The sequence below is a fragment of the Methylobacterium sp. WSM2598 genome, from assembly GCF_000379105.1.
Classification (GTDB): Bacteria; Pseudomonadota; Alphaproteobacteria; order Rhizobiales; family Beijerinckiaceae; genus Methylobacterium.
In genome coordinates this window covers 2,288,864-2,314,714 of sequence record NZ_KB900609.1, presented here as the reverse complement: position 1 = coordinate 2,314,714, position 25,851 = coordinate 2,288,864, and the positions used below count along the sequence as shown (strand labels likewise).

The 25,851-nt window shown below is 73.1% G+C and carries 27 protein-coding genes; 9 read left to right on the top strand and 18 right to left on the bottom strand.

The genetic code is table 11. From position 1 onward, the window contains the following. Positions 1-39 precede the first annotated feature (39 nt). Positions 40-822, bottom strand: coding sequence for a 2-oxo-tetronate isomerase (gene otnI, locus MET2598_RS0110855; protein WP_018260846.1), 783 nt, complete (start codon positions 820-822; stop codon positions 40-42). 123 nt (positions 823-945) lie between these two features. Next, positions 946-1,845 (bottom strand): L-threonate dehydrogenase, encoded by a 900-nt coding sequence (gene ltnD, locus MET2598_RS0110850; protein ID WP_012332471.1) that lies wholly within the window; start codon positions 1,843-1,845, stop codon positions 946-948. 264 nt (positions 1,846-2,109) lie between these two features. Here ltnD and MET2598_RS0110845 point away from each other — a divergent pair, with 264 nt between their 5' ends. From MET2598_RS0110845 to MET2598_RS0110830, 4 genes are all read left to right on the top strand, one after another. Beyond that, positions 2,110-3,159, top strand: coding sequence for a LacI family DNA-binding transcriptional regulator (locus MET2598_RS0110845; protein WP_012332472.1), 1,050 nt, complete (start codon positions 2,110-2,112; stop codon positions 3,157-3,159). A 13-nt stretch (positions 3,160-3,172) separates the two neighbouring features. Beyond that, complete coding sequence (otnC, locus tag MET2598_RS0110840; RefSeq protein WP_018260845.1) at positions 3,173-3,829, top strand: 3-oxo-tetronate 4-phosphate decarboxylase; 657 nt, start codon at positions 3,173-3,175, stop codon at positions 3,827-3,829. A gap of 62 nt (positions 3,830-3,891) precedes the next feature. Beyond that, positions 3,892-4,602: an orotidine-5'-phosphate decarboxylase gene (pyrF, locus tag MET2598_RS0110835; protein WP_018260844.1), complete on the top strand. Its 711-nt coding sequence runs from the start codon at positions 3,892-3,894 to the stop codon at positions 4,600-4,602. 14 nt (positions 4,603-4,616) lie between these two features. Continuing rightward, the gene (locus MET2598_RS0110830) at positions 4,617-4,961 is read left to right on the top strand and encodes a DUF1330 domain-containing protein (RefSeq protein WP_012332475.1); all 345 of its coding nucleotides are present in this window, start codon (positions 4,617-4,619) and stop codon (positions 4,959-4,961) included. A 167-nt stretch (positions 4,962-5,128) separates the two neighbouring features. Here the strand turns inward: MET2598_RS0110830 and MET2598_RS0110825 are convergent, their stop codons facing one another. After that, positions 5,129-6,343 carry an NADP-dependent isocitrate dehydrogenase gene (locus tag MET2598_RS0110825; protein WP_018260843.1) on the bottom strand — a complete coding sequence of 405 codons (1,215 nt, stop codon included), beginning with the start codon at positions 6,341-6,343 and terminating at the stop codon, positions 5,129-5,131. 277 nt (positions 6,344-6,620) lie between these two features. On the opposite strand from MET2598_RS0110825, the gene MET2598_RS0110820 reads away from it, so the two are divergent. After that, a complete protein-coding gene (locus tag MET2598_RS0110820) occupies positions 6,621-7,373 on the top strand; it encodes an RNA methyltransferase (protein WP_012332477.1) in 753 nt (250 codons plus the stop codon). A 98-nt stretch (positions 7,374-7,471) separates the two neighbouring features. On the opposite strand, the gene MET2598_RS0110815 is transcribed toward MET2598_RS0110820, so the two are convergent. The 7 genes from MET2598_RS0110815 to MET2598_RS0110780 form a co-directional block, all read right to left on the bottom strand. Then, the gene (locus MET2598_RS0110815; protein WP_018260842.1) at positions 7,472-8,767 is read right to left on the bottom strand and encodes an O-acetylhomoserine aminocarboxypropyltransferase/cysteine synthase family protein; all 1,296 of its coding nucleotides are present in this window, start codon (positions 8,765-8,767) and stop codon (positions 7,472-7,474) included. A gap of 16 nt (positions 8,768-8,783) precedes the next feature. Continuing rightward, on the bottom strand, positions 8,784-9,191 hold the full coding sequence (locus tag MET2598_RS0110810) for a response regulator (protein ID WP_012332479.1): 408 nt from the start codon (positions 9,189-9,191) through the stop codon (positions 8,784-8,786). 272 nt (positions 9,192-9,463) lie between these two features. Further along, complete coding sequence (locus MET2598_RS0110805; protein WP_012332480.1) at positions 9,464-10,744, bottom strand: O-acetylhomoserine aminocarboxypropyltransferase; 1,281 nt, start codon at positions 10,742-10,744, stop codon at positions 9,464-9,466. Positions 10,745-10,895: 151 nt separating this feature from the next. Then, on the bottom strand, positions 10,896-11,363 hold the full coding sequence (locus MET2598_RS0110795; protein WP_012332481.1) for an arsenate-mycothiol transferase ArsC: 468 nt from the start codon (positions 11,361-11,363) through the stop codon (positions 10,896-10,898). Between the two features lie 38 nt (positions 11,364-11,401). Continuing rightward, entirely contained in the window at positions 11,402-11,890 is a 489-nt protein-coding gene (locus tag MET2598_RS0110790; protein WP_018260840.1) for a UPF0262 family protein, read from the bottom strand. A gap of 86 nt (positions 11,891-11,976) precedes the next feature. Beyond that, positions 11,977-13,272 carry a histidinol dehydrogenase gene (gene hisD, locus MET2598_RS0110785; RefSeq protein WP_012332483.1) on the bottom strand — a complete coding sequence of 432 codons (1,296 nt, stop codon included), beginning with the start codon at positions 13,270-13,272 and terminating at the stop codon, positions 11,977-11,979. A 154-nt stretch (positions 13,273-13,426) separates the two neighbouring features. Next, entirely contained in the window at positions 13,427-13,867 is a 441-nt protein-coding gene (locus tag MET2598_RS0110780) for a DUF2948 family protein (RefSeq protein ID WP_026190649.1), read from the bottom strand. Between the two features lie 182 nt (positions 13,868-14,049). On the opposite strand from MET2598_RS0110780, the gene MET2598_RS0110775 reads away from it, so the two are divergent. Further along, on the top strand, positions 14,050-14,361 hold the full coding sequence (locus MET2598_RS0110775) for a hypothetical protein (protein WP_415926906.1): 312 nt from the start codon (positions 14,050-14,052) through the stop codon (positions 14,359-14,361). 36 nt (positions 14,362-14,397) lie between these two features. Here the strand turns inward: MET2598_RS0110775 and murA are convergent, their stop codons facing one another. Beyond that, complete coding sequence (gene murA / locus MET2598_RS0110770) at positions 14,398-15,687, bottom strand: UDP-N-acetylglucosamine 1-carboxyvinyltransferase (protein ID WP_012332486.1); 1,290 nt, start codon at positions 15,685-15,687, stop codon at positions 14,398-14,400. Positions 15,688-15,815: 128 nt separating this feature from the next. Beyond that, on the bottom strand, positions 15,816-15,968 hold the full coding sequence (locus tag MET2598_RS42135; protein WP_018260838.1) for a hypothetical protein: 153 nt from the start codon (positions 15,966-15,968) through the stop codon (positions 15,816-15,818). A 182-nt stretch (positions 15,969-16,150) separates the two neighbouring features. Between MET2598_RS42135 and hemA the strand changes: the two genes are divergently transcribed. Then, complete coding sequence (gene hemA / locus MET2598_RS0110760) at positions 16,151-17,395, top strand: 5-aminolevulinate synthase (RefSeq protein ID WP_018260837.1); 1,245 nt, start codon at positions 16,151-16,153, stop codon at positions 17,393-17,395. A 117-nt stretch (positions 17,396-17,512) separates the two neighbouring features. On the opposite strand, the gene MET2598_RS0110755 is transcribed toward hemA, so the two are convergent. The 6 genes from MET2598_RS0110755 to MET2598_RS0110730 form a co-directional block, all read right to left on the bottom strand. Then, on the bottom strand, positions 17,513-18,022 hold the full coding sequence (locus MET2598_RS0110755) for a GNAT family N-acetyltransferase (protein ID WP_018260836.1): 510 nt from the start codon (positions 18,020-18,022) through the stop codon (positions 17,513-17,515). After that, positions 18,019-19,002, bottom strand: a complete 984-nt coding sequence (hisG, locus tag MET2598_RS0110750; protein WP_012332490.1) for an ATP phosphoribosyltransferase — start codon at positions 19,000-19,002, stop codon at positions 18,019-18,021. Before hisG ends, MET2598_RS0110755 begins: the two co-directional genes overlap by 4 nt. Then, the gene (locus MET2598_RS0110745; protein ID WP_012332491.1) at positions 18,999-20,135 is read right to left on the bottom strand and encodes an ATP phosphoribosyltransferase regulatory subunit; all 1,137 of its coding nucleotides are present in this window, start codon (positions 20,133-20,135) and stop codon (positions 18,999-19,001) included. Before MET2598_RS0110745 ends, hisG begins: the two co-directional genes overlap by 4 nt. Before the next feature lie 100 nt (positions 20,136-20,235). Next, a complete protein-coding gene (gene hisS, locus MET2598_RS0110740; protein ID WP_018260835.1) occupies positions 20,236-21,819 on the bottom strand; it encodes a histidine--tRNA ligase in 1,584 nt (527 codons plus the stop codon). A 124-nt stretch (positions 21,820-21,943) separates the two neighbouring features. After that, positions 21,944-23,203, bottom strand: a complete 1,260-nt coding sequence (locus MET2598_RS0110735; RefSeq protein ID WP_018260834.1) for an O-antigen ligase family protein — start codon at positions 23,201-23,203, stop codon at positions 21,944-21,946. Between the two features lie 231 nt (positions 23,204-23,434). Continuing rightward, the gene (locus MET2598_RS0110730) at positions 23,435-24,442 is read right to left on the bottom strand and encodes a bile acid:sodium symporter family protein (RefSeq protein ID WP_012332494.1); all 1,008 of its coding nucleotides are present in this window, start codon (positions 24,440-24,442) and stop codon (positions 23,435-23,437) included. A 130-nt stretch (positions 24,443-24,572) separates the two neighbouring features. On the opposite strand from MET2598_RS0110730, the gene MET2598_RS0110725 reads away from it, so the two are divergent. Continuing rightward, complete coding sequence (locus tag MET2598_RS0110725) at positions 24,573-25,424, top strand: LysR substrate-binding domain-containing protein (RefSeq protein ID WP_018260833.1); 852 nt, start codon at positions 24,573-24,575, stop codon at positions 25,422-25,424. A 216-nt stretch (positions 25,425-25,640) separates the two neighbouring features. Continuing rightward, a complete protein-coding gene (locus tag MET2598_RS36295; protein ID WP_083784669.1) occupies positions 25,641-25,802 on the top strand; it encodes a YqaE/Pmp3 family membrane protein in 162 nt (53 codons plus the stop codon). The last annotated feature ends 49 nt before the right edge of the window (positions 25,803-25,851 follow it).

Here is a 25,851-nt window from a genome sequence, read left to right as displayed (position 1 = left end):
GGGCGGAGGTCATCGGGGCGGAGGTCATCTGAACGGAGGTCATGGGCGCGCCTCCCGGTAGGGCGCGAACCAGCCGAGGCCCTCGCGCGTCCCGGCCTTCGGGTTGTACTCGCAGCCGACGAACCCCCCGTAGCCGAGCCGGTCGAGCTCCGCGAACAGGAAGGCGTCGTTCATCTCGCCGGTCCCGGGCTCGTGCCGGTCGGGCACGCTCGCGGTCTGCACGTGGCCGATCAGCGGCATCAGGGCGCGCAGCCGGGCGGTCACGTCCCCGTGCAGGATCTGGCAATGGTAGAGGTCGAACTGGAGCTTGAGGTTCGGCGCCGCGAGGTCGCGGATCAGCGCGGCGGCGAAGCCGAAATCGTCGAGGAAGTAGCCCGGCATGTTGCGGCCGTTGATGGGCTCCAGCAGGACGTCGATCCCCTCGCGCCCCAGTCGCTCGGCGGTCCAGGTCACGGCGCCGCGATAGGCGTCGCGGGCCGCGGGATCGGCCTTGTCGGCCATCCCGGCCATCAGGTGGAGGCGGCGCACGCCGGTCTCGGCCGCGTAGGCGAGCGCGGTCTCGATTCCGGCCTTCAGCTCGTCGGCGCGCCCCGGCAGGGCGGCGAGCCCGCGCTCGCCGGCGGCCCAGTCGCCCGGCGGCAGGTTGAACAGCGCCTGGGTGAGCCCGTGGCGGCGCAGGCGCTCGCCGATCGCCGCCGGCGGGTGCTCGTAGGGGAACAGGAACTCGACCGCGGTGAAGCCCTCCTCCGCGGCGGCCGCGAAGCGGTCGAGGAAGGGGAGTTCGGTGAACATCAGCGTGAGGTTGGCGGCGAAGCGCGGCATGGCTCCTCCCTCTCGGATCGGGCGGTCCGGACGGACCGGCACGATGCGCGTCCGACCGGATTGGTGTCTGCGCATCGCGCCCGCGGCCGCACCGGCGACCGCTGCGGCGCGTGATGCTCCGGGTCAGGGCAGCGCGGTGCCCGTCACCTGCGCGTAGAGCCGGGCCACGGAGGAATCGTCGTCCCGGCCCATCCCGGCGGCCGAGGCCATCAGGAACATCTGCAGGGCGGCCGCCGCCACCGGGACCGGAAAGCGCTGCGCCCGGGCCATGTCCTGGACGATGCCGAGGTCCTTCACGAAGATGTCGACGGCGCTGCGGGGCGCGTAGTCGCCCGCCAGGACGCGCGGCATGCGGTTCTCGAACATCCAGGAATTGCCCGCCGAGGCGGTGATGACCTCGTAGACCTTGCCGAGGTCGAGACCCTGGCGGGCGGCGAAGGCCATGGCCTCGCTCGCCGCCGCGATGTGCACCCCGGCGAGCAGCTGGTTGATCATCTTGAAGGCGGCGCCCTGCCCGGCGGACTCGCCGAGTTCGTAGAGCGTGGCCGCCATGGCGTCGAGGGCCGGCCGCGCGCGGGCGAAGGCCGCGCCGCTCCCCGAGGCCAGGATGGTGAGCGCCCCCTCGGAGGCGCGCTGGGCGCCGCCGCTGATCGGCGCGTCGAGGTAGAGCCGCCCGGACGCTTCCAGCCGGCCCGCGAGGCGGCGGGCCGCCTCCGGATCCATCGTGGCGCAGGAGACGAACACCGCCCCCTCGGGCATGGCGGCCGCCACGCCCCCCTCCCCGAACAGGACCGCCTCGGTCTGGGCCGCGTTCACGACGACGCTGACGACGATGTCGGCCCCGGAGGCCGCCTCCGCCGGGCTCGCCGCCCCCCGCCCGCCCTCGCCCGCGAAGCGCTCCACCACCGCCCGGTCGAGGTCGAAGCCCGCCACGGCGAGGCCGGCGCGGCGCAGCGACTGCGCCATGCCGTAGCCCATCGATCCGAGGCCGATCACGGCGGCGCGGACGGACCCGTCGGTCATCACGGCATTCTCCTCCCTGATGCGCCGTCTCGGGCCCCGGGGGGCCGCCCGCGGCGCGACGCGCGAGCACTCTGAACACGGCGGCGCCGCACGGCCAGCCCCGGCCTTCGGGGTGCTTCGTTCTGATCAGTCTAGCAACTCGTGGCAGCGCTTCCAATCTGAAGCAGCGGCCCCCGCGCACGCGTTGAGCGAGCCCGGGACTCGTGACATCGTGCAACCGCGGCGGGGCGGTGGTCTCGGCCCCGTCCGCGAGGGGGGGGCTGCATGGAGGACCTGGACGGCCGGTGCGCGCTCGCGGGCGACCCGCCGGCGGCCCGCGAGGCGGTGGCGCGGCGCCCGGTGACGCTCGCGGACGTGGCCCGCGAGGCGCGGGTCGGCGAGAGCACGGTCTCGCGCGTGCTGCGCAGCCACGGGTCGTTCTCGGAGCGGACGCGCGCCCAAGTGGAGGCGGCCGTGGCGCGGCTCGGCTACGTGCCGAACCGGATCGCCGGGACGCTCGCCTCGACGGGCTCGCGCCTGATCGGCATCGTGATCCCGTCGCTCACCAACATCGTGTTCCCGGACGTGCTGCGCGGCGCCACCGGCGCCCTCGACGGGGAGGGATTCCAGTCGGTCATCGCCGTCACGGATTACGACGACGATCGCGAGGAGGCCCTGGTCGATTCCCTGCTGAGCTGGCGCCCGGCCGGCCTGCTGATCACGGGGTTGGAGCACAACCAGGGGACGGTAAGACGCCTCCACGCGAGCGGCGTGCGCGTGGCCGAACTCCTCGACCTCGACGGGCCGGGGCTCGACATCGTGGTCGGCTACTCGAACCGCGCCGCCGGCGAGGCCAGCGCCCGCTACCTGATGGCCCGCGGCTACCGGCGCATCGCCTATCTGGGCCACGACCTCGCCCGCGACCGGCGGGCCGGCAAGCGCTACGCGGGGTTCCGCGCGGCCCTGGCCGAGGCGGGGCTCGCGCTCCACGCGGAGGAGCGCATCACGGCCCCCTCCTCCGTCGAGGCCGGACGGCACGGGCTCTCGGCCCTGCTGGCGCGGGCGCCCGACTGCGACGCGGTCTACTTCTCGAACGACGACATGGCGCTCGGGGGCTACTTCCACTGCCTCGCGGCCGGCATCACCGTGCCGGACCGGCTCGCCCTGTTCGGCTATAACGGGCTCGACGTGGGGCGGCTGATGCCCCAGCCGCTCACCACCATCCGCACCCCGCGCGTCGAGGCGGGCGCGACGGCGGCGCGCCTCCTCTGCACGGACGCGCCGGCCACCCGGGTCGATCTCGGCTTCGAGCTGATCGTGGGGGCGACCGCGTGAGCCGGGCCGCGCGATGAGCGAGACCGCCCTGCGCGAGGCGATCTGCCGCTTCGGCCGCTCCCTGTTCGAGCGCGGCCTCACCCCGGGCTCCTCGGGCAACATCTCGGTGCGCCTCGACGACGGCGGCTGGCTGGTGACGCCGACCAACGCCTCCCTGGGCTTCCTCGACCCGGCGCGGATCTCGCGCCTCGACGGCGGCGGGCGGCTCCTCGCGGGCGATCCGCCCACCAAGGAGATCCCGCTGCACGGGGCGCTCTACGACTCGCGCGCGGCGTCCCGCGCCATCGTGCACCTGCACTCGACCCACGCGGTGGCGGTCTCGATGCTGCCGGAGATCGATCCGCGCGCGGTGCTCCCGCCGCTCACCGCCTACTCGGTGATGCGGGCCGGCGCGGTCGCCCTGGTCCCCTACTACCGCCCGGGCGACCCGGCGGTGGCCGACGCGATCCGGGGCCTCGCCGGGGCCTATTCCTCGGTCCTGCTCGCCAATCACGGGCCGGTCGTGGCGGGCGACACGCTCGAGGCCGCGGTCTTCGCCACCGAGGAACTGGAGGAGACGGCCAAGCTCTACCTCCTGCTGCGCAACCTCAATCCGCGCCACCTCACCCCGGCGCAGGTGCAGGACCTCGTCGCGCATTTCGGGCTGAGCCTGCCCGACCACGACCATTGAGGCGCCGGCTTGATTTCCGGGCGCCGGCCGTGATCGGTGGGGGTCCCACGCAGCGAGAGCCCATGACCGAGCCCCTGACGCCCCGCGACCGGCTGATCGTCGCCCTCGACATGGCGAGCCGCGACGAGGCCGAGCGCCTGATCGACCGCATCGGCGACGCCGCCGCCTTCTACAAGATCGGCTACCGGCTCGGCTACGCGGGCGGGCTCGCCCTGGCCGAGCGGCTCGCCGCCTCCGGCGTCAAGGTCTTCCTGGACCTGAAGCTCCACGACATCGGCAACAGCGTCGAGGAGGGCGTGCAGTCGCTGGCGCGCCTCGGCGCCCACCTGCTCACCGTCCACGCCTACCCGCAGACGATGCGGGCGGCGCGGCGCGGGAGGGACTCGGTGCCCGGGAGCGCGCTCAGGCTCCTCGCCGTCACGGTGCTCACCTCCTACGACGATGCCGACCTGCGCGAGGCCGGCTACGCCGCCGGCGTCGCCGACCTCGTGGCGTCCCGCGCGGCCGCCGCCCGCGACATCGGCATCGACGGGATCGTCTGCGCGGCGACCGAGGCCGCCGCCGTGCGGGCGGTGATCGGGCCGGACCGCCTGATCGTCACCCCCGGCATCCGCCCGGCGGGCGCCGCGAGCGGCGACCAGAAGCGCGTCGTGACGCCGGCCGCCGCCATCCGGGCCGGGGCCGACCACCTCGTGGTCGGCCGGCCGATCACCGAGGCCGCCGATCCGCGCGCGGCGGCGCGGAGCATCGTTTCCGAGATCGCCGAGGCGTGAGCAGGGAGAGTCGAATGCCGAGAGGGTACTGGATCGCCCGGGTCGATGTGCACGACGAGGACGCCTACAAGAACTACGTCGCGGCCAACGGCGCGGCTTTCGCCAAGTTCGGCGGGCGGTTCCTCGTCCGCGGCGGCGCGTTCGAGGCGGTGAGCGGCACGAGCCGCAAGCGCAACGTCGTGCTGGAATTTCCGAGCTACGCCGACGCCCTGGCCTGCTGGAACTCGCCCGAGTACCAGGAAGCGCGGGCCAAGCAGCAGGGCGGCGCGGAGATCGACCTCGTCGTCATCGAGGGCTACGACGGGCCGCAGCCGACCCTGTCGGCGCCGCCGCAACCGGACAACCCGGCCTCCGAGTGATCCGGGATCCGCGTGATCGAAGCGGATCGCGGCTCACGAGCCCGCGCGGCGCCTGAGCGACGCCGCCATCCGCATGGCCGAAATCGGAGATGGCGAAGCCATCAACCGGGGGTCGGACGAGGCGGCGGAACCCCGCGCGGCGCGCCGCCGCGCGGGGCTGCTGGCCGTCAGGCCGCCATCGCGGCCTTGAGGTTCTCGTCGATCTTGTCGAGGAAGCCGGTCGTCGAGAGCCAGCGCTGATCGGCACCGACGAGCAGCGCGAGATCCTTCGTCATGTGGCCGGCCTCGACGGTGTCGACGCAGACCGTCTCGAGCGTGGCGGCGAACTTCGCCAGCTCCGCGTTGTTGTCGAGCTTGGCGCGATGGGAGAGGCCGCGGGTCCAGGCGAAGATCGAGGCGATCGAGTTCGTCGAGGTCTCCTTGCCCTTCTGGTGCTCGCGGTAGTGGCGCGTCACGGTGCCGTGGGCGGCCTCGGCCTCGACGGTCCGGCCGTCCGGCGTCAGCAGCACCGAGGTCATCAGGCCGAGCGAGCCGAAGCCCTGCGCCACGGTGTCCGACTGCACGTCGCCGTCGTAGTTCTTGCAGGCCCACACGTAGCCGCCCGACCACTTCAGGGCCGACGCCACCATGTCGTCGATCAGCCGGTGCTCGTAGGTGATGCCGGCCGCGTCGAACTTCGCCTTGAACTCGTTCTGATAGACCTCCTCGAAGATATCCTTGAAGCGGCCGTCATAGGCCTTCAGGATGGTGTTCTTGGTCGAGAGATAGACCGGGAACTTGCGGGCGAGCCCGTAATTCATCGAGGCGCGGGCGAAGTCGCGGATCGAATCGTCGAGGTTGTACATCGACAGGGCGACGCCGGCGCCCGGGAATTTGAAGACCTCGCGCTCGATGACGGTGCCGTCGTCGCCCTCGAACTTGATGGTGAGCCGGCCCTTGCCCGGAACCTTGAAGTCGGTGGCGCGGTACTGGTCGCCGTAGGCGTGGCGGCCGACGACGATCGGCTGCGTCCAGCCCGGCACGAGGCGCGGCACGTTCCGGCAGATGATCGGCTCGCGGAAGATCACGCCGCCCAGGATGTTGCGGATCGTGCCGTTCGGCGACTTCCACATTTCCTTGAGGTTGAACTCCTTCACCCGCGCCTCGTCGGGCGTGATAGTGGCGCACTTCACGCCGACGCCGTGCCGCTTGATCGCCTCGGCCGCCTCGATGGTCACCCGGTCGTTCGTGGCATCGCGATGCTCGATCCCGAGATCGTAGTACTCCAGAGGGATATCGAGATAGGGATGGATCAACTTGTCCTTGATGTTCTGCCAGATGATCCGTGTCATCTCGTCCCCGTCGAGCTCCACGACGGGATTCGTCACCTTGATCTTCGCCATGATCGACCAGCCTTCCCTATGCGGCGAGCGTGCCCGCTGTTGCAGCGGATGATGTCCGCCGGCAAGGACCGGGCCGTCGCGCGGTCATAGCGCGCTGCAGCATCACGGGGAAGCCGGGCGGCGCCGGCAATCGCCCACAGAAAAAGGCCCCGGCGCGGTCGCCGGGGCCGAGGAGGTCTCATCGGGAAACGCGCCCGGAGCCGCGCGGTTCCCATGCGGGCTGGCCCGCCGGCGCGCCCGCGCCTAGAAGCGCCGGACAATCCGGAACCGCCTCCCCATGTTCGAGCACCCGCCCCGCCCCGCCGTCATCCTGGTCGAGCCGCAGCTCGCCGAGAATATCGGCATGACCGCCCGCGCGATGGCGAATTTCGGCCTCTCGGAGCTGCGCCTCGTCGCGCCGAAGGGCGGCTGGCCGAAGAAGGGCGTGCGCGAGACGGCCTCGGGCGCCACCCACGTCCTCGACGGGGCGACCATCCACGCCACGGTCGCGGAGGCGATCGGCGACCTCCATCACGTGCTCGCCACCACGGCGCGAGAGCGCGGGCAGATGAAGCGGGTCATGGGACCCGACGAGGCGATGGGGAGCGTGGTGGCGCGGCAGGCGGCCGGCGAGCGGGTCGGCATCCTGTTCGGGCGCGAGCGGGTCGGCCTGTCGAACGACGAGGTCTCGCTGGCGGACGCGATCGTGACCTTCCCGGTCGACCCGCGGCACGCCTCCCTCAACCTCGCCCAGAGCGTGCTCCTCGTCGCCTACGAGTGGCGGCGCGCGTCCGGCCTCGCCACCCTGCCCTTCGACGGCGAGATGCGCTCGCCGCCGGCCCCCCGGGAGGCGCTGCTGTCGCTGTTCGAGAGCCTGGAGGGGGCCCTCGACGCGGTCGGCTACTTTCCGCCCGAGAAGCGGGGCGGGATGGTGCGCAACCTGCGCGACATTCTCCACCGCATGGCGATGACCGAGCAGGACCTGCGCAGCCTGCACGGCGCCCTCCGGGCGCTGACCCGGCGCGCCCCGGCCGAGCGGGAGCCGGATTAGAGCATTTTCCGACGAAGTGGATGCCGGTTCGGCGCAGAACATGCGGCAAGATCAAAGACCTGGAGCAGCACCCGATGGCCACGTGATCGGGTGCTGCTCTAGGGCAGTTTCGCCAGGGATTGCTCGACGTCGGCGATCAGGTCCTCGATGCTCTCCAGCCCGATCGACAGGCGCACCGTCTCGGGTCCCACGCAGGCCGCCGCCTTCTCGTCCTGGCGCAGCTGCCGGTGCGTGGTGGTGGCCGGGTGGATCGCCAGCGACTTGATCTCCCCGATATTGACGAGGTGGGAGATCAGGTCGAGGCCGCTGATGAAGGCGAGCGCCGCGGGCTCGCCGCCCTTCAGCGCGAAGGTGAAGATCGCGCCGGCGCCCTGGGGCACGTAGCGGTTCGCCACCGCCTCGCCGGCCTGGCCCGGAAGCGAGGGATAGCTCACCCAGCCGACCTTCGGATGCGCCTTGAGGCGGGCGGCCACGGCCCGCGCGTTGGCGCAGTGGCGCTCCATGCGCAGCGGCAGCGTCTCGATCCCCGTCAGGGTCAGGAAGGCGTTCATCGGCGAGAGGCCGGGGCCGAGGTCGCGCAGGCCGAACAGCCGGCAGGCCGTCGCGAAGGCGGTCTCGGGGAAGCGCTCCGACACGACGAGCCCGTCGTAATCGGGCCAGGGCTCGTTGATCAGGTTGTAGCGGCCGGTGGCGCGCCAGTCGAAGCGGCCCGCGTCGCAGACGATGCCGCCGATCACCGTGCCGGACCCGGACAGGAACTTCGACGTCGAGTGCACGACGATGTCGGCCCCGTGCTCGATCGGCCGGATCAGGGCGGGCGAGGCGAGGGTGTTGTCGACGATGAGCGGCAGCCCGTGCCGGCGCGCCACCGCGGCCACGCCCGCGACGTCGACGACGGTGCCGCAGGGATTGACGATCGACTCGCAGATGATCGCCCGGGTCCGGTCCGTGATGGCGCGCTCGAAATCCTCGGGGGTCAGCCCGCGGCTGAATTGCGGAGTGAGGGCGTAGCGGGTCTCCAGGCGGCGCATCAGGCCGAGCGAGCCGCCGAACAGCCGCGCGGAGGCCACGTAGGAATCCCCGGCCTGCAGCAGCGTCAGCAGCACGAGGAGCATGGCGGCCTGGCCGGAGCCCACCGCCACCGCCGCCTTGGCGCCTTCGAGGGAGGCGACGCGCCGCTCCAGGGCCGCGACGGTCGGGTTCGAGCCGCGCGAATAGGAGAACCCCGTCGCCCGCATGGCGAAGATGTCGGCCGCCTGCTCGTTCGACTCGAAGACGAAGCCGTTGGTGAGGTAGATCGGCTGCGCGCGCGCGCCGGTGGCCGGATCGGGGGCCGCCCCGCCATGGACGGCGCGGGTGGCGAAGGCGAGGGACGCGGGGTCGAGGGGCGGCATCGCGGCGGTCCGGGGATCAGGCGGCGCGCCGCACGCAATCGTGCAGCGCCTGGACGAGGTTGCAGGGCGCGTAGGGTTTCGGGATGAAGCGGGCGCCGTCCGGCATGTCGTGCGGCCCCGGCGTGCCCATGCCGGAGACGACGAGCACCGGGATCCAGGGCCAGCGCCGCGCCACCAGCCGGGCCAGCGCGAGCCCGTCGATCGAGCCCAGCGGCATGTCGACGTCGGTCATCAGCGCGTCGACCTCCTGGGCGCTCTCCAGCACCTGCAGGGCCTTGTCGGCGTGGGGCGCCTCGACGACCTGGAACCCCGCCTCCGCCAGCGTGTCGGCGGCCTCCATCAGCAGCAGCCCGTCATCCTCCACCAGGAGGATGACGGGGGGCTCCGGGGCGGCGCAGTCCGGCGGGTTCGGGCTCACTGTCATGGGCGGCAACGGCTGAGGGGATGGCTGGTTGCTGCCTATGGGCAGCCATCCCCTGGGTCAAGCGCGGCCGGACCGATCGCCCGGCGCCCGCGCCGCCCGTCATCCGACATCCGGTTGATCTCTTCGCGATGCGGATGTCGGCCCCGCTCACGCGCCGCACAGGCTTTTTATCCCAAATCCGCATGATCCCTTCGGGATGGCGGCTTTGGGCTTCGCTCAAGCGCCGCGCGGGCTCGTGAGACGGGATCCGCTTCGATCGCGCGGATCCCGTCTCAGCCGGCGAGGGCCTGGTCGAGATCCGCGATCAGGTCGGCCGGGTCCTCGATGCCGACGGAGAGGCGCACCACCTCCGGCCCGGCCCCGGCCCGGACCTTCTGCTCGTCGCTGAGCTGGCGGTGCGTGGTCGAGGCCGGATGGATCACGAGCGAGCGCGTGTCCCCGATATTGGCGAGGTGCGAGAACAGCTTGAGGTTCGACACGAGCCTCACGCCGGCCTCGTAGCCGCCCTTCAGGCCGAAGGTGAAGACGGCGCCGGCCCCGAGCGGGCAGTAGCGCTTGTGCAGGGCGTGGTAGCGGTCGCTCTCCAGGCCCGGATAGCTGACCCAGGACACGAGCGGGTGCCCCGCCAGGTGCTGGGCCACCACGCGGGCATTGTCCGAGTGGCGCTGCATGCGCAGCGGCAGGGTCTCGATGCCGTTGAGGATCAGGAAGGCGTTGAAGGGCGAGAGGGCCGGCCCGAGGTCGCGCAGGCCCAGCACCCGCACCGCGATGGCGAAGCCGAAATTGCCGAAGGTCTCCGACAGGACCATGCCGCCGTATTCGGGCCGCGGCTTCGAGAGCATCGGGTAGCGGTCGTCGCCCGCCCAGGAGAAGCTGCCGCCGTCCACGATCACGCCGCCGATCGAGTTGCCGTGGCCGCCGAGGAACTTCGTGGCCGAATGGACCACGATGTCGGCGCCGTGCTCGAAGGGCCGGATCAGGTACGGGGTCGCCATCGTGTTGTCGACGATGAACGGGATGTTGTGGCGCTTGGCGACGGCCGCGACGGCCGCGAGATCGGTGATCACGCCGCCCGGATTGGCGATCGATTCCACGAAGATCGCCTTGGTGCGCGGCGTCACGGCGGCCTCGAACGAGGCCGGATCGTCCGTGTCGGCCCAGACCACGTTCCAGCCGAAGTTCTTGTAGGAATGGTTGAACTGGTTGATCGAGCCGCCGTAGAGCTTGTTGGCGGCGATGAACTCGTCGCCCGGCTGCAGCAGGGCGTGCATCACCAGGAACTCGGCGGCGTGGCCGGAGGCGACCGCGAGGGCGGCGGTGCCGCCCTCCAGGGCGGCGACCCGCTCCTCCAGAACCGCGTTCGTCGGGTTGCCGATGCGGGAGTAGATGTTGCCGAAGGCCTGAAGCCCGAACAGCGAGGCGGCGTGGTCGACGTCGTCGAACACGAAGGACGTCGTCTGGTAGATCGGCGTCGCGCGCGCGCCCGTCGCGGCGTCCGGCGCCGCCCCGGCATGGATGGCGAGGGTGTTGAAACCGGGCAGGCGGTCGGTCATGGGGCGGCTCCTCGGCGGGAATGCCCGTGCTCTAGGGTGCGGGCGCGGCGGGGGTCAAGGGCGAGCCCGGCTCGCAGGGATCGAGGGCGAGCCCGGCTCGCAGGGGGGCAAGGGCGAGCCCGGCTCGCAGGGGGGCAAGGGCGAGCCCGGCTCAGCGCAGCCGCTTGCGGATCCGCGCCGCCAGCCCGTCGCGCACTTCGCGGTAGGCGTCGAGCCGCTGCTCCCGCGAGCCCTGGCTCGCGGTCGGGTCCGGGGTCGGCCAGTACTCGACCTCGGCCGCCACGGTGCGGGTCAGTTCGAGGGCGGCGTGGTGGGCCTCCGGCGACAGGGAGATGATGAGGTCGAAGTTCAGCCCCTCCCACTCCTCCAGCTCCTCCAGGGTGCGGGGCCGGTGGCGGTGCGCGTCGATCCCGATCTCGTCGAGGGCCGCGATCATGAACGGGTCGGTCGGCTCGCCGGAGCGCACGCCGGCGGATTGGACGTAGACCGAGCGGCCGAAATAGTGCCGGGCCAGCGCCTCCGCCGCCGCGGAGCGCACGGCGTTGAAGTTGCAGACGAACAGCACGGATTGCACCCGCCGGCCGGCCCTCGCCGCCGGATCGCCCGGGGCGCCGGTCACGGCCCGCCCCCGGTCGCGGCCGCCTCGCCCATCCGGCGTCAGCCCTTCCAGTGCAGGGCGAAGATGAGGGTGAAGAGGCGGCGCGCGGTGTCGTGGTCGACCTCGACCTTGCCGTCGAGGCGCTGCTTGAGCAGTTCCGACGCCTCGTTGTGGACCCCGCGCCGACCCATGTCGATCGCCTCGATCTGGCTCGGGGAGGCGGTCCGGATCGCCTTGAAGTAGCTGTCGCAGATCATCTCGTAGTCGCGGATCACGCCCCGGAACGGCGTCAGCGACAGGAGATGCGTCATCACCGGGGCGCCGTCCGCGGTCGAGATCGCGAAGGCGAGCTTGTTCTCGACGAGGCCGAGCCGCAGCGCGTAGGGGCCGCCGTCGTGGTTGGCGACGGCGAAGTGGTTGGATTCCAGTATGTCGTAGATCGCGATGGCGCGCTCGTGCTCCTGGTCCGGGTTGCCCCGCCCGATCGAGTCCTCGTCGAGCTTGACCGCCGCAAGGCGCCGGCGCGGATCGGGAGCATCGCTCGACATCGGTTCTGGTCCCCGGATTGGTCTTTGGGTCGCCGCGGCGTGGCGCTACCTGACGCGCAAGCGCGCGCCCGCGCAAGCCGGCGGCGTCAGAGGTTCAGGCGGATGGCGACCGAGCGGGCATGGCCGTCGAGGCCCTCGGCGCGGCCGAGCGTCACCGCGGCCGGGCCCAGCGCCCGCAGGGCCTCCGGCGAGCAGGACAGGATCGAGGTGCGCTTCATGAAGTCGAGGACGCCGAGCCCGGAGGAGAACCGCGCCGAGCGCGCGGTCGGCAGCACGTGGTTCGGCCCGCCGACATAGTCGCCGATCGCCTCCGGGGTGTGGGCGCCGAGGAAGATCGCCCCCGCATTGCGCACCCGCGCGCCCAGGGCCTCGGCGTCCCGCGCCTCGATCTCCAGGTGCTCCGGGGCGAGGCGGTCGACGAGGGGGATCGCGTCCGCGAGGCGCGCCACCCGCACGATGGCGCCGTAGTCGCGCCAGCTCGCCCGGGCGATCGCTGCCCGCGCCAGCGTCGCGAGCTGGCCCTCCACCGCCGCCGCCACGGCCTCCGCCAGGGCGTCGCTGTCGGTGATCAGGATCGCCTGCGCGGCCGGGTCGTGCTCGGCCTGGGCCAGGAGGTCGGCGGCGACCCATTCGGGATTGGCGCCCTCGTCGGCGAGGATCAGCACCTCGGACGGCCCGGCGATCATGTCGATCCCGACCTGCCCGAAGACCCGGCGCTTGGCCGCCGCCACGTAGGCGTTGCCGGGGCCGACGATCTTGGCGACGGGCGCGATCGTCGCCGTGCCGTAGGCCAGGGCCGCCACCGCCTGCGCGCCCCCGACCCGGAAGATCTCGTCGACGCCGGCGATCCGGGCCGCGGCGAGCACGAGCGGGTTGGTCACGCCGCCCGGCGTCGGCACCACCATGGCGAGGCGCGGCACGCCCGCGACCTTGGCGGGGATCGCGTTCATCAGAACCGAGGACGGGTAGCTCGCCGTCCCGCCCGGCACGTAGAGGCCGACGGATTCGAGGGCGGTCCAGCGCCAGCCGAGGGTGACGCCGAGCGCGTCCGTCTCCCGGTGGTCGGCGGGGCGCTGCGCCCGGTGATAGGCCTCGATCCGCTCCCGGGCGAGGTGGAGGGCGTCGAGCGCCTCGCGGGGGGAGGCCGCGACTGCCGCGTCCACCTCCGCTTGCGTGACCCGGATCGAGGCCTCGGTGAAGTCGGCGCCGCGGCCGTCGAAGCGCCGGGTATAGGCGACGAGGGCGGCGTCGCCCTCCCGCGCCACCGCGGCGATGATCGCCCGCACGGCCTCGTCGACATCCTCCGCCACCTCGCGCTTGACCGTGAGCAGGCGGGCGAAGTCGGCGTCGAAGGTGGGGGCGCGGGAATCGAGGCGCAGCATCGGGATGTCCGGAGGCGGGAGCCGGGGTCGGTCGCGCCCACTGGCAGAGAATGCCGGTCCTGTCCAGGCGGAGGATGGACGGGACCGACCCCGCGCCGGATCGCCCGGGACGGGGGCTGCCAGACCCGCGGCCGCGCGCTGCGGGGGAGCGGTCTCAGGCCGCGTCGAGCGGGATCGGGTGGACTGGGCGGCTCTCCGCCCCCCAGACCGGGCCGAGATCCCGCATGCCGGCCTCGATGCATTCGAGCTCGAGCCGGATGGCGCCGCCGCCCGCGAAGACCAGCGTCGCGGTGCCGGAGGGCGCCTCGCCGGGCTCGAAGGTGATGGCGAGGAGTTCCATCGCGGCGTCGGGCGTCTCGCGCGGGATGCCGCGGCAGCGCACCGCCATCACCCGGTCGAAATGCAGCCCGGTCAGGCGCCGCCGCGGCGGGGCGCCGTCCGGGGCGGTCCAGTCGAACCGGCGCGCCACGAGGGCGAAGCGACGCTCGCGGGGCAGGTAGGCGAGGTCGCCCGCCCGCAGGACGGCGTCCTGCAGATGGGCCGAGATGACCGCGAGGTCGTCGGCGTCGAGGGCAGCGAGCTTCAGAAGCTCCATCTCCGCGTCCTTCACTGTCGGCGTCCTTCAGGCAGGGGGCCGGCCGCCGGGCGAAGTCCGGTCCCGGGGCCTCTACTCCTGGTAGGTAGCGACGGCCCCCGCCCCGAACAACCGCCCCCGCCGGCTCACCCACCGTTCATCTCGTTGCCGTTAGATCTGCCCGGCATGACAGGAGACCACGCGTGAGACCTGTGACGCTCGCGGCCCTCGCCGCACTGACCCTCGGCGGCGGCATCGCCCCTGCCCTCGCCCAGTATTACGGCGACGGGTACGACCGCCCGCGCCGCCGCGAGTTCCGCGAGGAGTACGAGCGGCCGCGGCGCGGCCCCGAGGGCTACTATTACGGACGCGAGCGCGCGCTGCGGCGGGAGGGGTTCGGGCGCATCTGCGTGACGGCGCGCGGCAATTGCCCGACCCGGCCGGGGCCGATCAACGCGCCCTGCGGCTGCGAGATCCCGGGCTTCGGCCTGAAGCGCGGCCAGATCGGCTACTGAGGACGACGGTCGGGGCGGGCCGCGCCCGCCCCCGGCTCAGGCCCGCTCGCGCCGGATCTGGGCGCCGCAGCGGCCGAGCTTGGCCTCCAGGGCCTCGAAGCCGCGGTCGAGGTGGTAGACCCGGTTGATGGTCGTCTCGCCCTCGGCGGCGAGGCCGGCGATCACCAGCGACACCGAGGCGCGCAGGTCGGTCGCCATCACGGGCGCGCCCTTCAGGCGCTCGACCCCGTCCACCACCGCGAGATCCCCGTCCAGGCGGATGCGGGCGCCGAGCCGGGCGAGTTCCTGGACGTGCATGAAGCGGTTCTCGAAGATCGTCTCGCGGATGCGGGACTGGCCCCGGGCCCGGGTCATCAGGGCCATGAACTGGGCCTGCAGGTCGGTCGGGAAGCCGGGGAACGGGTCGGTGGTGACGTCGACCGCCGCCACGCCCGCGCCGTTGCGGCGCACCCGGATGCCGTCCGGCAGGGCCGTCACCTCGGTGCCGGTGGTCGCCAGCACGTCGAGGGCGCTGTGGAGCAGTTCCGCCCTGGTGTCGCGCAGGATCACGTCCCCGCCGGTCATCGCGACCGCCATCGCGTAGGTGCCGGTCTCGATCCGGTCCGGCAGCACCTCGTGGCGGGCGCCGCCGAGGCGCGAGACGCCCTCGACCACGATCCGCGGAGTGCCGACGCCCTCGATGCGGGCGCCCATCTTGGTCAGGCAGGCAGCGAGGTCGACCACCTCGGGCTCGCGGGCGGCGTTCTCGATCACGCTGGTGCCCTGGGCGAGGGCGGCCGCCATCAGGGCGACGTGGGTGCCGCCCACCGTCACCTTCGGGAAGACGATCTCGGCCCCGCGCAGGCCGTTGCGGGTGCGGGCGACGACGTAGCCGCCGTCGATCTCGATCGAGGCGCCGAGCCGCTCCAGCGCCATGAGCAGCAGGTCCACCGGCCGGGTGCCGATGGCGCAGCCGCCCGGCATCGAGACCTTCGCCTCGCCGAAGCGGGCGAGGAGCGGCGCCACGACCCAGAAGCTCGCCCGCATGGTGGAGACGAGTTCGTAGGGCGCCGTCGTGTCGATCACGTTGCTCGCCGTGAGGCGGATGGTCTGGCCGGTCTCGCTGGTCTGGCCGGGGCGCTTGCCGACCACCATGTGGTCGACGCCGTGATTGCCGAGGATGCGCAGGAGCGAGGCGATGTCGGCGAGGCGCGGCACGTTGGCGAGTTCGACCGTCTCGCCGGTCAGGAGGCTCGCGATCATCAGCGGCAGCGCCGCGTTCTTGGCGCCCGAGATCGGGATCTCGCCCTGGAGCGGTGCGCCGCCCGTGATGTGAATTCGATCCATCTGCGTTCCCTGAAACGGGCCGCGCCCGTCACGCGCGGCCGTCCTGCGCCTGAAGTCGTCCCGCCCGCGCCGCGCCTCCGCGCATCCGCGCACGCCATCATCCACTCGCGGCCTTAAGGCCACGCTTCTCAACGCTCGGGCCGGTCCGGCGGATCCGCCTCGGCCGGGCGCGGCGCCTCTGCCCCCGCCCGCCCGCGGGCCTGCGCCTTGCGGCGCTTGAGGTTGTCCCGCAGCGCCGCCTTCAGGCGCTCGGCCCGGTCGTCCTTGGCTCTCTCGTCCATCTCGCGACCCATCGTCGCCGTCGCGCATTTGGCCTTCCTCCCCCGCCCCGGAGGAGTCAGATACGGCGCACCCCGCCTTACCCTGATCCAGTTACAAAGCCAGCCGGATTTGAGCGAGATCAAGGCGTGACCCGGGCAGAAGCGTGCCCCGTCGCGCATTCCGGCGAGCCGAAGGGATCCTGATGCCTCAGACCGATTACCAGGCCATCTTCCGCTCCGCCGTGGACCGCCTGCACGACGAGCGCCGCTACCGCGTCTTCGCCGACATCGAGCGCGTCGCCGGCCGCTTCCCGGTCGCCCGCTGGCGCCTGCCCGACGGCAGCTGCCGCGACATCACCGTCTGGTGCTCCAACGACTACCTCGGCATGGGCCAGCACCCCGACGTCGTCCAGGCCCTCACCCGGACCGCCGCCCGCTGCGGCGTCGGCGCCGGCGGCACCCGCAACATCGCCGGCACCTCCTCCCCGCTGGTCGACCTCGAGCGCGAACTCGCCGACCTCCACGGCAAGGAGGCCGCCCTGGTCTTCACCTCCGGCTACGTCTCCAACCAGACCGGCATCGCCACCCTGGCCCGGCTGATCCCCGACTGCCTGATCCTGTCCGACGCCTACAACCACAATTCGATGATCGAGGGCGTGCGCCAGTCCGGCTGCGACAAGCGCGTGTTCCGCCACAACGACCTCGCCCATCTCGAGGCGCTGCTGGCCGAGGCCGGCGCCCGGCCCAAGCTGATCGCCTTCGAGAGCGTCTACTCCATGGACGGCGACGTCGCCCCGATCGCGGCGATCTGCGACCTCGCCGCGCGCTACGGGGCGATGACCTACATCGACGAGGTGCACGCGGTCGGGCTCTACGGGCCGCGCGGGGCGGGGATCGCCGAGCGCGACGGGGTGATGCACCGGCTCGACGTGATCGAGGGCACCCTGGCCAAGGGCTTCGGGGTGGTGGGCGGCTACATCGCCGGGAGCGCGGTGCTGTGCGACGCGGTGCGCAGCCACGCGCCGGGCTTCATCTTCACCACGGCGCTGCCGCCGGCGATCGCGGCGGCGGCGACGGCCTCGATCCGTCACCTGAAGCGCTCGGGGGCGGAGCGGGCGGCGCATCAGCGCCAGGCGGCGCGCACGAAGGCGGCGCTGGCGGGGGCGGGTCTTCCGGTTCTGGCGACGCCGACGCACATCGTGCCGGTGATGGTGGGGGATGCGGAGCGCTGCAAGGCGGCGGCGGACCGGCTGCTGGAGCGGCACGGGATCTACATCCAGCCGATCAACTACCCGACGGTGCCGCGGGGGACGGAGCGCCTGCGGATCACGCCGTCGCCGTTCCACGACGAGGCTGACATCGCGCGGCTGACGGCGGCGCTGGTGGAGGTCTGGGACGCGCTCGGCCTGCCCCGGGCCGGCACGGTCCTCGCCGAGGCGGCCGAGTAGCGGGGCGCCGCGCCGCACGCCTCTCTCGATGCGGCGCAGGTCCGGGCCTCGCGGCCTCCGCGCGCGATCGGCAGCCTCGACACCCGGACCGCGATCCTGTCGGCCGAGCCGCTCTGCCTAGCCCCGCTCCCAGACCAGGAGTCTCCGCCCCGGCCGGCTGCCGCTCTCTCCCGACGCCCGGAAGCCGAGGGCGTGGAGCAGGCGCCACGAGCGCTGATTGTCCTCCCGGCATTCCGCCACCGGGAGGCGCCCGGGCACAGCCTGGCGCAAAGCCGCGACGAGGGCGGCGGCCGCCTCGCGGGCGAGGCCCCTGCCCTGCGCGGCGGGCGCGAACCAGTAGCCGATCTCGACCCGGTCGTCGCCGCGCAGATGCGCCCCGAGCACGCCGACCAGGGTCTCGTCGGCGCAACGCCACGCGCCGAGGAAGCGGTCCCGGCCGCCGTCGGCCCCGGCGATCAGGGCGCGCGCCTCCGCGATGGCGAAGGGCGAGGGCAGGAAGTGGATGGCCCCGGTGATGGCCGGGTCGTCGGTGAGCCGCTGCAGGGCGGGCGCGTCGGCTTCGGCGAGCCGCGCCAGCCGCAGCCGCGCCGTGCGCAGGACCGGCAGCGCCTCCAGGTCGCGGCTCACGGTCCGATCCGGGCGAGGAGGCGCTCGATCAGCGGGTTCTCGGCCGCGAAGGCGTAGTCGACGCGGCGCACGCTGACCCCGAGCGCCCCGGCCCGGGCGAGCGCCTCGGCGAGGTCGAAGACCGCCTCGCCCGGGCAGCGCAGGACGATCTCGGCCCGCCCCTCCGGCAGGCCGTAGGGCAGTTCGGCCTGGTGGGCGGCGGCGAGGGCCGCGAGGTCGATCGGGGCCGCGGGCATCCCGGCCCGGACCTCGCGGCTCGTGCGCGCCCGCTCCTCGGCGCTGATGCGGCCGAGCACCGCCTGGACGGCCGCCCGCGCGGTCGGCCCCCAGGAGGCGCCGAGCGAGGCGACGAGGTTCGCCTCCGAGCGCAGGATGACGCCGTCGTCCAGCACCTTGAGGGCGTTGGCCGTGAGGGTGGCGCCCGTCGTGGTGATGTCGACCACGATCTCGGCGCTGCCCGCGGCCGGCGCGCCCTCGGTCGCGCCGAGGCTCTCGACGATGCGGTAATCCGCGACCCCGTGCCGGGCGAAGAAGCGGCGGGTGAGGTTGACGTATTTCGTGGCGATGCGCAGCCGCTTGCCGTGGCGCAGGCGCATGTCGGTGGCGACCTCGTCGAGGTCGCTCATGGTGCGCACGTCGATCCAGGCCTGCGGCACGGCCACCACCACGGTGGCGTTGCCGAAGCCGAGCGGCGTCAGCAGCTCCACCTGGGCGCCGGAATCCGGCAGGGTCTCGCGGATCAGGTCCTCGCCGGTCACGCCCAGATGGGCCGCGCCGCTGGCGAGCTGGCCGGCGATCTCCGAGGCCGAGAGGTAGCGCACCTCCACGTCCGCCACGCCCTTGAGGCGGCCGCGATAGTCGCGGGCGCCGCTGGTCTGGGCGAGGACGAGGCCGGCCCGGGCGAAGAAGGCGGCGGCGTTCTCCTGCAGGCGCCCCTTCGAGGGCACCGCCAGGACCAGGGGACCGTCGGCACGGGTCATCGGGCGCTCTCCCGGGCGCTGAGGCGGTCGAGCCAGAACGAGCAGCCGACCGCCGGCAGGGGCTCCGGGCTGCCGAGATGCTGCAGCAGGCCGTCGTAGCGCCCGCCGCCCACCACCGGGCGCTCGCCCTCCGGGACGGTGATCTCGAAGATGAAGCCCGTATAATAGTCGAGGTTGCGGGCGAAGCGGCCCGAGAAGGTGAAGCGGTCGAGGGGCAGGCCGCTCGCCGCGATGAAGCCGTTGCGCTCCTCGAACAGGGCGACCGCCTCGCGCAGGGATGGGGCGGAGAGCCCGGCCGAGGCGACGAGGTCGCGCAGGCCGGCGGCGGCCCGGTCGGGATCGCCCGTGAGGGCGAGGTAGCCCTCGATCACCGCGCGGGCCTCGCCGCCGAGCCCCGCCCCGCCGCCCGCATGGGCCGCCGCCTTGGCGAGGAAGCGCTCGGCGATCTCGCCCGCGCTGCGCCCGCCGACCCGGCTGATGCCCGCGATGGCGAGCACGTCCTCCACGAAGGCGCGCACGCCCTGCGGGTCCTGGCCCTGGATCGCGCTGAGGAGCCCGGCATGGGCCTCCCCGACCGGGACCGGCGCGGCGATCTCGTCGAGGGAGCGCCCGGCCGCGATCGCGCGCAGGCAGCGCCGCTTGGCGGCGGGCGCGACGCCGAGCGCGTCGAGGAGCGCGGTGATCAGGCCCATGTCGCCGAGGCGCACCCGCGGCTCGCCGTGGCCGAGGCGCTCCAGCCCCTCGACGGCGAGGCCGAGGATCTCCGCGTCCGCCGCCGGCACGTCGACCCGGCCGATCGACTCGATGCCCGCCTGGTGGAACTCGTTCGGCTCCCCCGCGCGCAGACGGAAGACCGGGCCCAGATAGCTGTAATCGGCGGCCTCGGCGCCCGCCACGGCGCGGTGATGCCGGCCGACCGGGATCGTGTATTCGGGCCGCAGGCAGAGTTCGGCCCCCGCCTCGTCCTGGGTGATGAAGATGCGCCGCCGGATGTCCTCGCCCGAGAGTTCGAGGAAGGGCTCGACCGGCTGCAGCACCGGCGGCTCGACGCGCGCGTAGCCCCGCCCTTCGAACAGGGCGAGCAGCCGCTCGTGCGCGGCCGTCCTGGGTTGCGCGGCTCCGTTGCCTGTCATGTCGACCGATCCGTCCTCAGGTCCTGTACCAATCCGGGCCGCCCCCGGCGATCCTCGCGACTGCTTAGGCGGGCCCCGAGCGGACCTCCGCCCCCGCGGCTCACCCGAAATGCCGGCCCAGCACCTCGCGCAGGCGGGCGACCATCTCGGCCTCCGGCACCGAGAACTGCGCCGGCCGGGCGGCCTTCCACTCGGCGTTGCTGGCGATCGCCTCGGCGGCGCGGGCGCCCTCGATCAGGTCCTTGATCTGGACCTCGCCGCGGGCCCGCTCGTCGCTGCCCTGGATCACCACGGCCGGCGCGCCGCGGCGGTCGGCGTACTTCATCTGCGCTTTGAGGCCGGCGGCCCCGAGATAGAGTTCGGACCGGATGCCGGCCTGGCGCAGGGCGGCGACCAGGGCCTGGTAGCTCGCGATCTCCTCGCGGTCGAGCACCAGCACCACCACGGGTCCGGGCCCGGCCGCGCCCGCCACGATCGGGCTCCCGACGATCTGCAGGGCCGCGAACAGGCGCGACACGCCGATCGAGAAGCCCGTCGCCGGGACGGGCTCGGCCCGGAAGCGCCCGACCAGGCCGTCGTAGCGCCCTCCCCCGGCCACCGAGCCGAAGCGCACGGTCTGCCCGTCCTCGCCCACGACCGGGAAGGTCAGCTCGGCCTCGTAGACCGGCCCCGTGTAGTATTCGAGGCCGCGCACCACCGAGGGGTCGGCCCGCACCCGGTCGTGGCCGTAGCCCGCCGCCTCGCACAGGCGCAGGATCGCGTGCAATTCGGCGATGCCCTGGCGGCCGGTCTCGGAGCCGCCCACCACCTCGGCCCAGCCGCCGAAGAAATTCTCCCAGAAGGCGAGCCGGTCGCCCCCGTCCGTGGGCGCCGCCTGGAAGGAGACGTAGCGGATGATGCGGTCGATCGCCTCGTCCGGGAGCCCGGCCCCCTTGGTGAAGTCGCCGCTCTCGTCCCGGCGGCCCGGCCCCAAAAGCAGCCGCACCCCGTCCACCCCGAGGCGGTCGAGCTTGTCGATGGCGCGCAGCACCGTGAGGCGGCGCCCGGCCTGGTCGTCGCCGCCGAGCCCGATCGCCTCCATGACGCCGTCGAGCACCTTGCGGTTGTTGACCTTCACCACATAGTCGCCGCGGGCGATGCCGACCCGCTCCAGCGTGTCGGCGGCCATCATGCAGATCTCCGCATCGGCCGCGACGGTCGGGGCGCCGACGATGTCGGCGTCGAACTGCATGAACTGGCGGAAGCGGCCGGGCCCCGGCTTCTCGTTGCGGAAGACGTAGCCCGCCCGGTAGCTGCGGTAGGGCTTGGGCAGGGCGTCGAAATGCTCGGCGACGTAGCGGGCGAGCGGCGCGGTCAGGTCGTAGCGCAGGGACAGCCACGCCTCGTCGTCGTCCTGGAACGAGAACACGCCCTCGTTCGGGCGGTCGAGGTCGGGCAGGAATTTCCCGAGCGCCTCGGTGTACTCGATGAAGGGGGTCTCCACCGCCTCGAAGCCGTAGAGTTCGAAGCTCTCGCGGATGGTCTGCAGCATCCGCTGGGTCGCGGCGATCTCGGCCGGGCCGCGGTCGACGAGGCCGCGGGGCAGGCGGGGCTTGAGGGTGCCGGGCTTCCCGGAGCCGGCCTTGGCGGCGCTGGCCTTGGCGGCACTGGCCTTGGCGGAACTGGCCTTCGCGGAGTTGGACATGGCGGCGGACATCCGGTCGTCGTGGGGCGGCCGCTCCGGCGCGGGTCCGGCGCCGCGTCCGGCGCAGGGGCGAGGTTCGGCGGCGCGGCCGTCACGGCCGGCCCGCCGGGGCCGCGCGCCGCCTCTAGACCATTTGGACGCGGGAGGAAACCGCGCCCCCGCCCCGACTGCGGACCCGGGCGGCTTCGAGGGCCCAGACCAGGCCCAGCATCATGTGGACGTGGCGCCACTTCTCGATGTCGATCTGGAATCCCTGCAGGAAGAACATGATCAGCACCGGCACGACGATCTGGGCGTGGCGCCGGACCGGGCTCGCCTCGGCCATCAGCCGCCAGCCCACCCGCGCGGTCGAGAGGACGAGCAGGATGAAGGCGGCCCCCGCCACCCAGCCTCCGTTGGCGAAGGCGCCCAGGTAGGAATTATGCGGCTCCAGGTTGAAGATCAGGCGCCAGCGCAGGGGGCCGAAGCCCATCGGCTCCTCCATCAGCAGGCCGAAGCCGCGCATCTGGTTGCCGAACCGTCCGGTCTCGCCCTCGTCGTAATCCTGCGTGACGGCGGCGCGCTTGTGGAAGGTCTCGGCGACGCTGCCGATCGACAGCAGGCCGCCGAGGGCGAGGCCGCCGAGCACCAGGGTGACCAGCGTGCTGCGCAGGATCCGCCGCCGCAGCGCCATCGAGGCGCTGGTGCGGTAGATGCTCGACACCATGAGGGCGACCGCCACGACCGTGCCGCCCCAGGAGCCGCGCGAGAAGGACAGGAAGATGCCGGCCAGCAGCAGCAGCAGGCCGGCGAGCGACAGCAGCGGCCGCCGCGCGCGCCCGGTCATCAGGTTGTGCATCAGGTAGAGGGCACCGAGCGTGAGGAAGGAGCCGAACACGTTCGGGTCCTGGAAGGTGCCGGACGCGCGCCCGTACTTGCTGAACAGGTCCTCGTTGCCGATCAGGTCGAGGTAGCCGCCGATCCCGAGGGCGCCGGAGAACAGGGTGCTCGCCGTGTAGACCTTGAGCGCGAGCTCCACCCGGCGCTCGGTCTCGTCGGCGAAGAACATCGCGAAGAACAGGGTGGTGACGGCGAGGTAGCAGAGCTGGACCGTCCAGGTCACCGGCCGCTCCTCGTCGAGGTAGGGCAGCAGGGCCAGCACGGTGGCGCCGACGAAGACGGTGAGCAGGATGACCAGGGGCACCGCGCCGCGATGGAGCCGGATGCCGAGGAGCAGCCACAGGGCGATGGTCGGCAGCGCCACGAGGTCGTAGGGCGAGGCCTCCGAGAAGGCGAAGCACGCGAAGAAGACGAAGGCCGTGAAGAGGGCCAGGCCGAGCCCGTGCAGGACCCGCAGCAGCGGCAGCGCGGCGAGGCCCCGGTGGGGCAGGACGGCACTGGTCATCGGACGGCTCCGGTCGGACGCGCTCCGTCCGGATCCTGCCGCTCAAATCCTCTGCGCCGCCTCAAGCAAGATGGTGAAGGGAGCGTTGCGGCGGGCCCCCGCCCGGGGATGCGCCCGGGGCGCGCCGCTGCCCCGCCGCGCAGGGGGCGCGACGGGGCCGGTCGTTCGGGGAACGGAGCCGATACGCAACCTGGCTCTCCCGGAGTATCGGCGCGGGCGGTGAATCAATTCTCAACGGGACGCCAGCGGCAGCGCGGAAAGCGCCGCCGGGGCCGTTCGATAGCTCCCGCCGCGGGCGGCGTAGCGCCGGGCCAGGGCGGCGCAGGCCGCGATCTGGATCTGGTGGAACAGCATCACCGGGAGGAGCAGACCCCCGACATCCTGCCCGGCGAAGAGGACGTTCGCCATCGGCACGCCGGCCACGAGGCTCTTCTTCGAGCCGCAGAACACGATGGTGATCTCGTCCGCCCGCGAGAAGCCGAGCAGCCGGCTCGCGGCCGCGGTCAGGGCGAGCACGCTCGCGAGCAGGATCCCGTCGACGAGCAGCATGGTGGCGAGCGCCGGCAGCGGCGTGCGCGACCACAGCCCGCTCGCGCTGGCGTGGCTGAAGGCGAGGTAGACGACGAGCAGGATCGAGCCGCGGTCGACGAGGGCGGTCACCCCCTTGCGGGAGGCCAGGAGCGGCGCGAGCCGCGGCCGCAGCAGCTGCCCGAGCAGGAAGGGCGCGAGCAGCTGCAGGAGGACCTTGCCCGCCCCGGACCAGTCGAAGGCGCCCTGGGCCCGGAACAGCAGGGAGGCCAGGAGCGGCGTCAGGACCATGCCGAGGATGTTCGAGGCCGAGGCGGCGCAGACCGCCGCCGGCACGTTGCCGCCCGCCACCGAGGTGAAGGCGATCGACGATTGCACGGTCGAGGGCAGGACGCACAGGAACAGCACGCCCGCCGCGAGGGCCGGCGTCAGCAGGCTCGGCGCGAGCAGGCCCGCCGCGAGGCCGAGGAGCGGGAAGAGCCCGAACGTCGTCGCCAGCACCACGAGGTGGAGCCGCCAATGGACGAGCCCGGCCAGGGCCGTGCGCCGGTCGATGCGGGCGCCGTGCAGGAAGAACAGGAGCGCGATCGCGCCGGTCGCCACGCTGCCGAGCCCCTCCGCGAGCCCGCCGCTCACCGGCAGGAACGCGCCGAGGAGCAGGCAGGCGAGGAGCATCAGCATGAAGGGATCGGGGCGGAAGCGCGCGCGCATCGGGGGGATCCTGGCCGGGGGGGTGACCTAAAGGTAATCCTGCGGCGCACAAGGCGGAATGCTGCGGCGCGGGATTACAGCTATCACGAGACGCGATAACCTGCCCGCCGTCTATGCAGGAGGACCGGCGGTGGCGCCCCTGATCGATCCCGTCCTGCTGCGCACCCTGACGGCGGTGCTGCGCAGCTGCAGCTTCAGCCGGGCGGCCGAGCAGCTCGGCCTGCGCCAATCCACGGTGAGCCAGCACGTGCAGCGGCTGGAGGCGCAGCTCGGGCGCCGGCTCGTCGCCCGCGACACCCACTCGGTGGCGCCGACCCCGGAGGGCGAGGCGGTGCTCGGCTTCGCCCGCACGGTGCTCGACGCGCATGAGCGGCTGGAGCGCACGCTCGCCGGCCAGGCGGTGCGCGGGCGGCTGCGCTTCGGCGCCTCGGAGGATTTCGTGCAGACGCGGCTCGCGGAGGTGCTGCGCGATTTCCGGACCACCTACCCGTCGGTGGATCTCGAACTGAGCGTGTCGTTCACGCACCTCCTCGCCGAGGCGGTGGAGCGGGGCGAACTCGACCTCGTGCTGGGCAAGCGGCGCCTGGGCGAGGCGCAGGGCCTGCCGGTGCGGCGCGACCGGCTGGTCTGGTGCGGGCTCCCCGACGCGGTGCCGGCGCGCGACGAGCCGGTCTCCTTCCTGTCCTTCCCGGCCCCGAGCGTGACCCGCACGCTCGTGCTCGAAGCCTGCGCGCGGGAGAGCCGCCCCTGGCGCATCACCTGCACCTGCGCCAGCCTGAGCGGCCTGCGGGCCGCCGCCTTCGCGGGGCTCGGGCTGATGGCGCAGGCGCGCAGCCTCGTCCCGGAGGGGCTGCGGGAGATCGCGGATCCCGACCTGCCGCGCCTGCCCGAGGTCGAGTTCATCCTGGCGGGGCCCGGCCTGCACCGGGAACCGAGCCGCAGCCTCGCCCACCGGATCCTGAACGCCGACATCTGGGATTGAGCCGGCCAAGGCGCGTGACGGAGGGGAACCGGCGCGCGCCGCGGCCGTTCTCAGGGGAGCTTGGCCTTGGACCGACCGCCCGGGATGCCGACGCATCGGGCCATCGATCGTCCCGACGTCTCGATGCAAGCCAGTGGCTCGGCGACGATTCGAGAACCGACGCGGCGGTCAGGAGCAATGACCGCCGGTGTGACCCCCCTCGGCACGGAGACCCCCATGGGCGACCTGATCCGCATCATCCTCCTCGTGATCATCCCGCCGGTCGGCGTGCTGTTCACGGTCGGCCTCGGCCTGCAGTTCTTCATCAACGTGATCCTGACCCTGTTCGGCTACATCCCGGGCCTCATCCACGCGGTCTGGGTCGTGACCCGGCGCTGACGCCCGATCGCGCGCGGGCCGCCCTTCCCTCCCCGCGCGCCGTCGCCTA